The following is a 12,739-nucleotide window of genomic DNA, read 5'->3' on the forward strand; positions in this document are numbered from 1 at the left end:
ATGTTCTCTTCCTCGGCTACACGCGCGATCGGCTGGCTCATTCGGTCGTTGAGCACAACGAATGGTCGGTTCTTCCCGTCAAGGCCCCAACGCGAACTGTGTGCCAAATGGCTGCAGCAGCGAACATCGCCGCCACAACAGTCATGTAGACAAACACGCCTTCGATCCCGGCGACTCCCATCACAGTCGTTCCGATGATCGGGCCCAGAAACGACGCCGTACCAGTGATCAGAATAAGCTGACCACTGACGGCAACGATGCCTTCGCTCGACACCCTGTCATTGGCATGAGCGACACAGACGGGATAGATAGTAGTGATGAAGCCACCGAGTACGAAAGTGCCGATAAAAATTACCACTTGCGGCAACCGGGACCACAGCGAGCACAAACGTCATTATGCAAAGGCCGGTCGCAACCCCTGCGGCTACGAGCCGCCGATCGAAGCGATCGGAGAGCTTGCCGACCGAAATCTGAAAGGCAAGGCCGCCGAAGATGGCAGTCGCAACATAAGCCGATACCGATTCATGCGCGATGCCAGGCACCTGCTCCAGGTAATCCTGATGGATAATCTGAATGCTGGTGCGCTCGTCGAACTTGATCCTCCAGCTACTCGGAGAGCCTCGTCCCGGCAACAAGATCTTCACGATCGCCATATTTAGGGTGGCGCGTCCGACCTCGCGCATTCATACGAACACGGTCACCGGGTTTCAGCATTCGCTTCGGTTCTGACAACGCACTTAATTCAGAACTCATGCCATCCGTTTTTTTACAATTTCGCCGATTGCAGCGACCGCAGGCGTCAACGCAGTCGTTCGACGCTATTGTTCGTGCATCACGCGACCTCAATTGGTACTTCAAATTCAACGCGTCACAAGGATCGCGCGATCAGCAACTTCATGACCTCATTAGCGCCGCCGTAAATCTTTTGAATGCGCGCATCGACGAACATGCGAGAGATGGGATACTCCCTCATGTAGCCATACCCACCGTGAAGCTGAAGACATTCGTCAGCTGTCTCCACCTGTTTCTGCGAACACCACCATTTCGCCATCGATGCCGTCACCGCATCGAGATCACCAACGATCAACCGTTCAATACACCAATCGACAAACACCCGCGCGATCATGGCCTCGGTCTTACGTTCCGCCAACGTGAATGCTGTGTTCTGGAACCCGATGATCGGTTGACCAAAGGCCTTACGCTCTTTTGTATAATCGATTGTCAATTTTACGGCTCGCTCCATTGACGCGACAGCACCGACTGCAATGATAAGACGCTCCTGCGGCAATTGTTGCATCAACTGCACAAAGCCCTTTCCTTCCTCCCCGCCCAGAAGATTGTTCGACGCGGCAATCGCATCCTCGAAAAACAATTCCGATGTGTCAGAGGCATGCAAACCGATCTTGTCGAGGTTTCGACCGCGGCGGAATCCATCATTGTCCTGAGTCTCAACGACAATTAATGACAGCCCCTTGGCGCCCGCGCCGCCGGTTCGCGCGACAACAATGATCAGGTCCGCAGTCTGGCCGTTTGTAATAAACGTCTTCTGACCATTGATGACGTACGTATCGCCCTGCCGGCGTGCGGTGGTCCGTATGCTTTGCAGATCGGAGCCCGTTCCGGGTTCGGTCATGGCAATTGCGCCGATCAACTCGCCACGTGCCATACCCGGCAGCCAACGCAGTTTCTGCTCCTCCGAACCGTAGTTCAGGATGTAGTGCGCGACGATCCCGCTACTTACAGTAACGCCGCTCGCGAGCTCGGGCACCACACTTTCCAGATCTTCGAATACGGCAGCATCATAGGCAAAGGTTGCCCCCAACCCCCCGTAAGCTTCCGGCACGCTCGGCAGCAACGCACCCATTTGGCCCAGCGCCTGCCAGGCGGAACGATCGACCATTTTCTGATCACGCCATTTTTCGGCATACGGGGCCAAATCGTTCGCGAGAAATTTCCGGAACTGGTCGCGAAACGTATCTAGCTCCTCAGTCATCCACGACGAGCGATATTGCATGAGTTCCTCGCATTATAGGATAAGACGGCCATCGAAGACGTATCTCCGATGGCCGCAATCGCAAACCTGATTACAACTCAGCGCTTTCTCTTCGCATGCTCGGCATAAACGAAATTGTCGTAGCTCGCCTCACCGATCCTATTCCAAAGAAAGGCATCCTCACGAAACGCCTTCCAGTTATCATAGATTTTCTTGAATTTCTCGTTCTTGGCTGCCAGTTCGTCGTAGTAGTCGAAGGCAACGCCGTAGGCCTCGGACATCATATCCCGTGGAAACGCCCGCAGTTCGGCACCGAGACCAACGAGCCGACGAAGTGCGGCACCATTCCATGCGTCATAGCCAGCAAGAATCAGAGAGGTTGCTTCACTTGCAGCGACCTCGAATGCCGCCTTGTAGGAAGCCGGCAACTCATTCCATTTTTCGAGATTGACGAAATTACCAACCTGCACGCACCCCTCCCACCAGCCTGGATAGTAATAATACTTCGCGACCTTGTAGAGACCCAGTTGCTCGTCATCGAAGGGGCCCACATACTCCACCGCATCGATCGTGCCGCGCTCAAGCGCCGGATAAATATCACCTGCGGGGATGTTTTGCGGGACGACGCCCATCCGCTTCATGATCTCTCCCGTGAGACCTCCGATTCTCATCTTAAGGCCCTTCATGTCATGAAGGCTTTTGATCTCCTTGCGGAACCAGCCGCCCATTTGTGCTCCGGTGTGTCCCATCGGCACGTAGTTGACATTGTAAGCGCGATAAAAATCGTTACAGAGCTGCAATCCGCCGCCGCGCAGCATCCACGCGCTTTGTTGCCGCGTGTTGAGACCGAAAGGCATCGCCGTGGCGAAACCGAAGGTCGGATCCTTCCCGACGTTGAAGTAGGACGCTGTAAAACCGGTCTCGACGGTGCCGTTCTGAACTGCGTCCAGGACCTGAAAGGCCGGGACCAACTCGCCTGGCCCAAAGAGCTGGATCTGGAATTTGCCATCCGTGAGTTCCGAAACCCGCTTCGCAAAACCCACACACGCATCGTAAGAGATCGTCAGATTCTTCGGAAAACTTGAAACCCAACGCCATTTCACGTTGGGATTTGATTGAGCGATAGCCGGTGTCGCGAGCGCTCCACCGAGCCCTCCCAGGGCAACCGCTTTCGTAAATGCGCGTCGATCCATTTTCTCCTCCTTGTAATTATCTGATTTTTGTTGGCAGCTCACGGCTTTATCATTGGGTGATTTTTGGCACCTCGATCTCATCATCTGGAACTGGCGGGCTGATATCGTTCAGCTTCTGCTCGATCACGCTTTTATCGAGGCGACTTTCCTCTGTTTTCCAGTAAGTGACGCTCTGCGGAAACATGATCAAAATGCCAACGAGCAGCAGCTGCAGGCAGATCCAGGGAACTGCTCCCCAATAGATATCGGAGCTCTTCACTTCCTTTGGCGCGACGCCGCGCAGATAGAACAATGCGAATCCGAACGGCGGATGCATGAAGCTTGTCTGCATGTTCACGCAAATCAGAAGACCAAGCCAGATCAAGTCTATGCCGAGCTTGTCGGCCACCGGCGCCAGCAGCGGAATGACGATGAATGCGATCTCGAAGAAGTCGAGAAAGAACGCGAGAAAGAAAATGAATATGTTGGTGAACAACAAAAAACCAGTTTGGCCACCGGGTAGGCTTTTGAGCAGGCCCTCAATCCACGCGCCACCATCCATACCCTGAAAAACCAGACTGAAGCAGGTTGCCCCGAACAGGATATAGATCACCATCGAGGTGACGCTCGCGGTCGAACTCATTCCTTCGCGAACCAGCTTCCAGCTCAGTCGGCCATGTAGCCAGGCGAGCAACATCGCTCCGACCGCCCCCATCGCGCCTGCTTCCGTCGGCGTGGCGAGACCGAGAAAAATCGTCCCCAGCACAAGGAAAATCAGGCCTAGCGACGGCACCATTGCGAGGAGCACCCGTCGAATTAACGGCCAACCTTGCAACGTCCGCGCTTCGAGCGGCAGCGGTGGCATACGCGCGGGCTGAAGAATGGCGACGCCAGCGAGGAACGCGAGGAAAATAGCGACCTGAAGAATCGACGGTCCGATGGCTCCGAGATACATATCGCCGACGGATCGCTTGAGCTGATCGGCAAGAACAATGAGGACCAATGACGGCGGAATGACTTGCGTGATGGTGCCCGACGCGGCGATGACGCCAGTGGCCAGCCGCATATCATAACCGTATCTCAACATTACGGGCAGAGAGATCAGACCCATCGCGATAACGGATGCCGCTACGGTACCCGTGATTGCGCCAAGAATGGCCCCGACAATAACAACCGCGAAAGCCAAACCGCCGGGCCGTCCGCCGAAGAGCTGCCCCATTCCCTCAAGAAGGTCTTCAGCGAGGCCGCATCGCTCCAGAATCGCACCCATGAACGTGAAAAATGGAATCGCCAGCAGCAACTCATTGGAGATCGTTCCAAATAGCCGGAAAGGCAAAGCCTGCAGGAAATCCGGACTGAAATGTCCAGTCGCGATACCCGCAAGCCCAAACAGCAAGCCGACAGCGAAGAGCGAGAACGCCACGGGGAAGCCGATTAGCAGCACGACAATCATGCCACCGAACATCAGTGGCGGCATCAATCCATGCGATAGCATTTCAGACACTCCTCTTCGCAACTGACTTCACTGGAGTGGTCTTTCATAGTCGATCTCCGCGTCGCTCAATCCGGCGAGCGCTGAAATTCGCTTGATCAATTCGGAAATGCCCTGAGCCGTGATCAGCACAAATCCGAGCGGCAGCATGAGCTTGACGGGCCACAGAATGAGGCCGCCGGCGTTGTTGGACACCTCACCGCCCTCGAATGAACGAAGGAAGAATGGAACAGACAGCTTTGTGAGATAGCAGCCCACCGGAATCAGAAAGAATGAGAGTCCGAACACGTCGATCCATAAGCGGCCACGACGAGACGCCGACGAATAAACAAGATCCACGCGGACATGTTCGTTTTTGCAGAGCGTGTGCGCCGCTCCAAGAAGCACGACAGCTCCAAACAGATACCATTGAATTTCTAGGAACGCATTGGAGCTGTAGCTGAAAACATATCGCACGGCGGCGTTCACGGCGCTGATAAGGACGGCAGCCAAAATGAACCAGTCGGCCAGTCCACCGAACCGAGCGGAAACGAAATCGATTGCCGAGCTGATCCGAAGCAAGCCCTTCATGTATTCCCCATCAATTTTGTGAACGACGGCGCGATCTGCCCAAAATTTTAACAAGCGACGATTGCTGACGCCGCACCGCGACGAGCGGCCTTTCCGCATCGATCGCACGATCCGTTAAGCTAGTGCGTTCACTGCTCTCTCCCGTTGCTGGGGTGACTGTCGCCATCTCGATCTGTCGAGACTGTCAAAGCTGTGACAATCCTGTTTTGCTGCATTGCAAAATTGCCGGTTAAATTCCCTGACCGCCGCGAAGGCATTGCGCGATGTCCCATCCAGCGCAATAGTTTGTCAGGAAACGCAAATGGGTCGGGTCAGTGGTACAAAGCCAGATCAAGAAAATCTTACTCAGACACAGCTGGTTCAGCGAGTTGCCGGAATCGCTCATGGAGTTGATTATCGACAAATCTGCTCAGCGCGACGTCGCAAGCGGATCGCTGATTTATGCCACGGGTGATCTTTCGAACGGACAGTTCGCCGTACTTTCCGGAGAAGTGCGACTGGTCGCCAACACCAATGACGGCAAGCACATCCTTTATCGGGTGCTGAAGCCAGGATCGTGGTTTGGCCACCTTTCGGTTCTCGATCAACAACCTCGATTTCAGGACGCCGTTGCTACCGCCCCCACGCGTTTGCTTCATCTGTCCACATCAACCTTTAACGCGATCATCGAGCAGGAACCGCGCTACGTGCTACAATTCTCGCAACTCCTTTGCCAAGATATCCGGGAGGCAATGAGCATGCTGGCCGAAATGAAGGCGATGCCGTTGCCAAATCGCGTGGCGCAGGTCCTGCTTCAGACATCAGACGTTCCCTCCCCATCATCCGCCGACTGCCGTATGACTCAGGAGGCACTGGCCGCCATGATCGGAACTTCGCGGCAGACGGTTAACCGCGTGCTGCGCAAGTTCGAGGAAAAGAAGATGATCCGCATCGAATATGGGCGCGTCGTCGTATGCAATCCCTCGATGCTTTTGGTCGCAGCCGGGCATGATCCCACCGGAATGAGACCTAAACGGCAGGTTCAGATGTCCGTCGCGGGCGGGACATCGAATACAATGGAGCCGATCGTGCGACGCCCCTCCAGATCGCGGTGTGCCGTCGCCGCTTCCCGGAGATCGTAAGTCTTATTGACGGCGACTCGAAGCATTCCGCTGCGCAGGGCTTGAAACAGTTCGTCCGCGCTCTGCTGAAGCCGGCCGGCGCCGCGCATGAAATCCGGCAGCATTGGGCGCGTTAGCACCAACGATCCCTTTCGCCCAAGCAGATTGATCTCGAGCGGATCAATCGGGCCCGACGATTGCCCGAACACGACCATCAAGCCCATCGGCATCAGACAGTCCAGAGACCGCAAGAACGTGTCACGCCCGATCGAATCATAAACCACCTTTAGTTTCGTGCCGCCGGTGATCTCGGCGACCCTCGCGACGAAATCCTCCCGGCCATGCACGATCGGATACATACATCCGTTTGAGGCTGCGATCTTCGCCTTTTCATCCGAGGAGACTGTCCCGATAACCTGCGCACCAAGCGCGCTGGCCCATTGGCACACCAATGTTCCAACGCCGCCCGCGGCCGCATGAACAAGAATGAAATCTCCGCTTTTTACCGGGTACACATCCTTAATCAAAAAACGTGCCGTCAGACCCTGCAACAGCACCGCAGCTGCGGTACGGTCGTCGACGTCATCGGGCAACCTGATCAAATTCTCCGCCGCGATGATCCGAGCCTGAGCGTAGGCCCCGGTGCTCCCTGCATAGACGACACGCTCGCCTTTGCGGAACGTGGTCACTCCCTCACCCAGTTCATCGACGACACCAGCCGCTTCCGCACCTGGGACGAACGGCAGAGGTACCGGGTAAAGACCACTGCGGAAATAAGTGTCGAGAAAGTTCAGCCCCACAGCCGTGTGTCGCACGCGGACCTCGCCGGGCCCCGGCGAGGGCACATCAACCTTCTCCCAAATCATCACCTCCGGGCCGCCGGTGCGGTGAACCCTGATCGCTGATAGCTCCATGTCAGCCCGTGCTCTCGATCATTACAGCGTGTTCATGCAGTAACCACCATCGATCAAAATATTCTGACCGGTGATGTAGGCAGCCGACCCACTGCACAAAAAAGCACAGGTATCGCCGAACTCTCCGGGATCGCCAAACCGCCCGGCTGGTATTGTATTGATGATGCTCTCGGCGTCCGCTGCAAGCGAACGCGCCCGAGCCGTCGCAAACGAGCCGGGCAGCAGATTGTTGATGGTGATATTATGCGCCGCCACCTGACGGGATACACCAGCGACAAATCCGGTGAGTCCGAGACGGACAGCATTAGACAGGTCGAGGTTGATGAATGGACGCACCGATGTCATCGACGTCACGTTGACGATTCGCCCGAAGCTGCGCGCGATCATCCCGTCGACATAGTGCGTGATGAGCGCGACCGCTGAAAGCATATTGGCATCGAGAGCTCGCGACCAATCCTCCGGCGTCAGATCGCGGAAATCCTTTTTGGGCGGTCCGCCCGCATTGGTCACGAGAATATCCGGATCGGGACAAACGGCGATGAGGGCATTGCGGCCTGTTGGCGTCGAGACGTCCGCCGCCACGGTGAGTACCGTCGCACCGGTCTCCTCGCGCACCCGGCCTGCCGCCGCCTCAAGCACGTTGGGCCTGCGGCCGTTCATCACAACCTTGCAGCCGGCTTTGGCGAGCGAATAAGCAGACGCAAAACCCAACCCGTCACTGCTCGCACAAACTATCGCGGTCCGACCCGCAATTCTGAGATCCATTGCCTTCTCTCCCTTCAGACACCGATCCAGCCGGCATCATCCATTTTCGATATCACGCAGGGCAGCGCATCGGCATTCGCGATGCAGCAATGTCCTCCGCCTGAACGATCAGGCCGCCACCTGCCCTGCTAAGGCTGACTTGAAAGCCGTCAGCAATTCGTCATGCGCTTTCGCCGCAATCGCCATCTTGGCTTCCTTGATATGTCCATAGCCCCGGATCTGCTCCGGCAACTCTGCGATCTGGACCGCCAGCGCGTGATTGTGAGGTCCAAGCGTCGATAACACTTCACCGATGATCTTTTCGTACTGCGCGATAAGCGCTCGCTCTGCCCGGCGCTCTGCCGTATATCCGAAGAGATCGAAGGCCGTACCACGCAACCCGCGCGCGGCTGCCAGAATTCGAAACGCAGACCATATCCATGAACCATAGACCCGCTTCCTGAGACGCCCGTTACCGTCGCGGCCTGTAAACAGCGGCGGCGCGAGATGGAAGCTCAGCTTGAAGTCGCCTTCAAACTGTTCGTTGAGCTTTTCGTTGAAGCGGCCATCTGTATAAAGGCGCGCCACCTCGTATTCATCCTTGTACGCCATGAGCTTGTAAAAATAGCGCGCTACCGACTCGGTGAACTTTCCGCTTCCACCCATGGCACTCTCCGCCACACGGGCGCGATCGACAAGGGAACGATATCGCCGGGCATAGGCTGCGTTCTGATAGGCCGTCAGCCGCCCTTCCCGCTCGCCTATCAACCAATCGACGTCGCGCTTTTCCCGCGATTCGAGAAGCTTGGGTTCAACCATCTTCCTAAGCGCTTCAGGATCGTGCGCCGCGAAGCGGCCCCAGGCAAATGCCTTGCGGTTAGCCGCCACCGATACGTTATTGAGTACGATAGCCCGGTCCAGCGCCTCGAAACCGATCGGGATAAAACCCTTCTGAAATGCATAGCCCAACATGATCAGATTGCTGGCGATACTGTCCCCCAGCAGGCGGGTCGCCAGGCGGGTCGCGTCCACCAGATCGATCCGATCCTCGCCGACAGCATCGGCAAGCGCCTTGCGCATGTCCTCCGCAGGAAACTTCAGCTCCTGATCGGTGACGAACTGGGCGGTCGGCTGTTCGTGCGTATTGACGACAGCCCGGGTAACTTCACGTTCCGCCCGCTCAAGAACGCTGGCGCTGGCAGCGACGACCAGATCGCATCCGAGCAGCAGGTGTGCCGCACCGGCCCCCACACGCACAGCCTTCAGATCATCCGGCGTGGGTGCAATGCGAATGTGGCTCGTGACCGCACCGTTTTTCTGCGCCATGCCCGTGAAGTCGAGAACCGATATGCCCTTGCCTTCGAGGTGCCCCGCCATGCCAAGGAGCGCTCCGACCGTCAGAACACCGGTTCCGCCAATCCCCGCGACAAGGATGTTGTAGGTTTCGTGAAGCGGCGTAGCGTCAGGCGATGGTAGTGCATTCAAAGGGTCGGACGTTGCCGTCGTTTCCGTCGAGACCTTGGCCTTGCGGATGCTGCCGCCATGCACGGTGACAAAACTTGGGCAGAATCCGTTCACGCATGAAAAATCTTTATTGCACGAAGACTGATCAATCTGACGCTTGCGTCCCAACTCGGTGCCCAGAGGTTTGACCGAGATACAGTTCGACTGCGTCGAACAGTCTCCACACCCTTCACAGACCTCCTCATTGATGAAGACGCGCTTCGGCGGATCTGGATATTCGCCACGCTTGCGGCGTCGGCGTTTCTCCGCCGCGCATGTCTGATCGTAAATGATCACGGTGAGGCCGGACATATCACGCATCCGGCGCTGGATCGCGTCGAGCTCGTTGCGATGGTGGACCAGCGTCCCTGGCGGGAAGATATCAATGCTCGGATACTTATCCGGTTCGTCACTGACGACTGCGATGAGTTTTGCGCCCTCCGCCGCGACCTGATGCGCGATCTGCGGGACCGATAATCCGCCCTCTGCCGGCTGACCACCTGTCATCGCCACCGCATCGTTGTACAGAATCTTGTAGGTGATGTTGACGCCGGCAGCGGCCGCCGCGCGTAGCGCGATCGATCCGCTGTGAGCATAAGTCCCGTCGCCGAGATTCTGGAAGACATGCTTGTCGCGCGAAAAGGCAGCTTGCCCAATCCAGCTTGTCCCCTCGCCCCCCATCTGCGTGACGGTTTCCGTGCGGCGATGAGGCATGAAAATCGCCATGCCATGACATCCGATGCCGGCGAGTGCGCGACTTCCCTCCGGAACAACAGTCGAGGTGTTGTGCGGGCAGCCGGAGCAGAAGAACGGCGCACGCTCCAATTTGGCACTGTTGCGCACCTGCTCGAAAGATTCCAGCCGTGCAATTCGTTGCCGCACATTCGGATTCGACGCGCCAAATCGCTCAAGCCGCGAGACGATGGCTTTGGCGACCATTGTCGGCGTGATCTCACCTTCGCTGCCGAGCAGTACTGCTCCAGCCTCGTCACGCTTGCCGACAACGGCAGGCCGGCGATCCGCGGGCATATTGTAGAGAATCTCCACGAGCTGGCGCTCGATAAAGCCGCGCTTCTCCTCGACAACGAGGACATCCTGCAAGCCTTCCGCGAAACGGCGGGCCCCCTGCCGCTCGAGCGGCCAGGTCAGGCCGACCTTGTAAATGCGGATGCCGAGCGCCGCGATCGCCTCGGCAGACAGTCCGAGATCGTCAAAGGCCTGTCGCACATCGAGATAGGCCTTGCCGGTAGTGATGATGCCAAATCGCGGATTTCTGGGCTCCACGACGATCTTGTCTATCGCGTTGGCGCGCACGAAGGCAGCGACCGCATCCATCTTCGGCCCATGTAGCCGGCGCTCCGCCTCCAACGGCGGATCGGGCCAGCGAATATTCAGGCCCCCGGGAGGGAGCTCGAAGTCGGTAGGCGTCACGATATTCAGCCGTGCGCCGTCAATCTCGATCGAGGCTGCGCTCTCCACGGTTTCAGCTATCGCCTTGAAGCCAACCCAGCAACCGGAGAAACGCGAGAGCGCGATACCCAACAGACCGAAATCCAAATATTCCTGTACGCTCGCCGGATTGAGGATTGGAAGCAGCGCGGCCTCAAACAGCTGCTCGCTCTGATGCGGCAGTGTCGATGACTGGCAGCCGTGATCGTCACCGGCGATCGCCAGCACTCCGCCATGCCGGGAGGTACCGGCCATGTTCGCATGTTTGAACACATCCATCGTACGATCGACGCCGGGTCCCTTGCCGTACCACATGCCGAACACGCCCTGCACCCTGGCGGGCTGAAGTGCGACCTGCTGGCTTCCCCAGACGGCAGTAGCAGCGAGGTCCTCATTGAGGCCAGGCTGGAAGATCACCTGATGACGCTTCAGCAAGGCCTGCGTGCGCCACAACTCGCTATCCAGCCCGCCAAGCGGCGACCCCCGGTAGCCGGAGATAAAACCGCCTGTATTGATGCCGGCCGCAAGGTCGCGCTGCTGTTGCATCATTGGCAGCCGCACAAGCGCCTGAATGCCAGAAATGTAGATGCGGCCGGACTGCCGTTCGTATTTGTCTGCGAGCGTGACGTCGTGAATGGTCATGAGCGGACAATCTTGCTGTTGATTCGAGACGGAAACAGAGAGGTGGACGAAGCTTGATCAGGCACTGCCGAACACCAGAGAGAGGCGCGATTTTCTCCAAGATACGCCGATACATTGGCCGCCTCTCGCGGCCCGCACTGTCAAAGGGACGACAATTCGCCGAAACGGGATTTCCCGGATTGTCGCAATCTTGACGGTTCGAGCCGTCCGGTCGTCTCTATGATTAAAGACAAAGCGGAAAATGGGAGGTGCGGATGGAACATCGGACCGCAAACGTGCAGCATACGTCTTGCGAAAAAGCGCGATCCAATCTCGCCTGCGACTGTGCCTGGCGATGGTGAGCATGACCGCGCTCATTGATGGCCTCATCGCTGCCCGCAACAGCGGTCAGCCGTTCGCGAATCCCACCAGGATCCGTCCTGCGTCGCTGGCTGATGGATATACCGCCCAGGAGACACACGTCGCGCAGCTGCTGAAGCAACTGGGCGGTACTCAGATCGGCTACAAGCTCGGAGCGACAAACCACGCCACAATGAAGGCTATGGGCTTCGATGCGCCCTATACCGGGCCGATCCTGTCAGCCTGGACTCATAACAGCCCGGCTTCGCTTCAGCGCAGCAACTTCTTCGTTTGCGTGATCGAGGCGGAAGTCGGATTTCGCCTCGGCCGCGACTTGCCATCAGCCACCAGCACGCGACAGGACGTGATCGAAGCTATTGCGGAGATTTTTCCAACCCTCGAAATCGCCGACAGCCGATTGCAGGACTGGAAAAATCCGGGTGCGCCGACAATTCTCGCCGATCTCGGGAATGCCGGAGCGTTCGTGATCGGTCCACCCTTGCAAAATTGGCGCGACATCGATCTAGACACTCTCGCCGTCGAGCTTTCGGCCGACGGCGAAACGGTCGCCCGCGGAACAGGCGCCATGGTGCTGGATAATCCGCTCGGTCGCCTGGTCCAGTTTACTGGCGAACGGGCCGCGCTCGGACGTCCGCTGAAAGCCGGTGAAATCGTCAGCACCGGCACATGCACACCACCCTATCCGGCAAAGGCGGGGCAGAATTTGACAGGCCACTTCGGCCCACTCGGGACGATCAACCTAAAATTGCTCTGAAAAGGTAGTCAGTCGCCATCGGTTAGGTATCCGGATTGAAGGAAAG

General features: G+C 57.4%; 11 protein-coding genes. 3 read left to right on the forward strand and 8 right to left on the reverse strand.

The window, feature by feature from the left end; translation table 11 throughout:
- Nucleotides 1-37: 37 nt before the first annotated feature.
- Complete coding sequence (locus AC07UB_RS04445; RefSeq protein WP_494652050.1) at nucleotides 38-358, reverse strand: hypothetical protein; 321 nt, start codon at nucleotides 356-358, stop codon at nucleotides 38-40.
- On the opposite strand from AC07UB_RS04445, the gene AC07UB_RS04450 reads away from it, so the two are divergent.
- Nucleotides 339-659 carry a hypothetical protein gene (locus AC07UB_RS04450; RefSeq protein WP_494652049.1) on the forward strand — a complete coding sequence of 107 codons (321 nt, stop codon included), beginning with the start codon at nucleotides 339-341 and terminating at the stop codon, nucleotides 657-659. The two genes, AC07UB_RS04445 and AC07UB_RS04450, sit on opposite strands and share 20 nt — an antisense overlap.
- A 209-nt stretch (nucleotides 660-868) precedes the next feature.
- On the opposite strand, the gene AC07UB_RS04455 is transcribed toward AC07UB_RS04450, so the two are convergent.
- From AC07UB_RS04455 to AC07UB_RS04470, 4 genes are all read right to left on the reverse strand, one after another.
- Nucleotides 869-2,014, reverse strand: a complete 1,146-nt coding sequence (locus AC07UB_RS04455) for an acyl-CoA dehydrogenase family protein (protein WP_494652047.1) — start codon at nucleotides 2,012-2,014, stop codon at nucleotides 869-871.
- Between the two features lie 77 nt (nucleotides 2,015-2,091).
- Nucleotides 2,092-3,186: a TRAP transporter substrate-binding protein gene (locus tag AC07UB_RS04460; RefSeq protein WP_494652045.1), complete on the reverse strand. Its 1,095-nt coding sequence runs from the start codon at nucleotides 3,184-3,186 to the stop codon at nucleotides 2,092-2,094.
- A 49-nt stretch (nucleotides 3,187-3,235) separates the two neighbouring features.
- Complete coding sequence (locus AC07UB_RS04465; RefSeq protein WP_494652044.1) at nucleotides 3,236-4,660, reverse strand: TRAP transporter large permease; 1,425 nt, start codon at nucleotides 4,658-4,660, stop codon at nucleotides 3,236-3,238.
- A gap of 27 nt (nucleotides 4,661-4,687) precedes the next feature.
- Complete coding sequence (locus AC07UB_RS04470) at nucleotides 4,688-5,227, reverse strand: TRAP transporter small permease subunit (RefSeq protein ID WP_494652688.1); 540 nt, start codon at nucleotides 5,225-5,227, stop codon at nucleotides 4,688-4,690.
- Nucleotides 5,228-5,610: 383 nt separating this feature from the next.
- Here AC07UB_RS04470 and AC07UB_RS04475 point away from each other — a divergent pair, with 383 nt between their 5' ends.
- Complete coding sequence (locus AC07UB_RS04475; protein ID WP_494652042.1) at nucleotides 5,611-6,348, forward strand: Crp/Fnr family transcriptional regulator; 738 nt, start codon at nucleotides 5,611-5,613, stop codon at nucleotides 6,346-6,348.
- On the opposite strand, the gene AC07UB_RS04480 is transcribed toward AC07UB_RS04475, so the two are convergent.
- The 3 genes from AC07UB_RS04480 to AC07UB_RS04490 form a co-directional block, all read right to left on the reverse strand.
- Nucleotides 6,249-7,241, reverse strand: a complete 993-nt coding sequence (locus tag AC07UB_RS04480; RefSeq protein WP_494652040.1) for a quinone oxidoreductase family protein — start codon at nucleotides 7,239-7,241, stop codon at nucleotides 6,249-6,251. The genes AC07UB_RS04475 and AC07UB_RS04480 overlap by 100 nt on opposite strands.
- A 21-nt stretch (nucleotides 7,242-7,262) precedes the next feature.
- On the reverse strand, nucleotides 7,263-8,006 hold the full coding sequence (locus AC07UB_RS04485; protein WP_494652039.1) for an SDR family oxidoreductase: 744 nt from the start codon (nucleotides 8,004-8,006) through the stop codon (nucleotides 7,263-7,265).
- Nucleotides 8,007-8,114: 108 nt separating this feature from the next.
- Entirely contained in the window at nucleotides 8,115-11,579 is a 3,465-nt protein-coding gene (locus AC07UB_RS04490) for an indolepyruvate ferredoxin oxidoreductase family protein (protein WP_494652037.1), read from the reverse strand.
- 343 nt (nucleotides 11,580-11,922) lie between these two features.
- Here AC07UB_RS04490 and AC07UB_RS04495 point away from each other — a divergent pair, with 343 nt between their 5' ends.
- The gene (locus tag AC07UB_RS04495; RefSeq protein WP_494652035.1) at nucleotides 11,923-12,693 is read left to right on the forward strand and encodes a 2-keto-4-pentenoate hydratase; all 771 of its coding nucleotides are present in this window, start codon (nucleotides 11,923-11,925) and stop codon (nucleotides 12,691-12,693) included.
- The last annotated feature ends 46 nt before the right edge of the window (nucleotides 12,694-12,739 follow it).

The sequence above is a fragment of the Afipia sp. GW821-FHT04G03 genome (assembly GCF_059419985.1).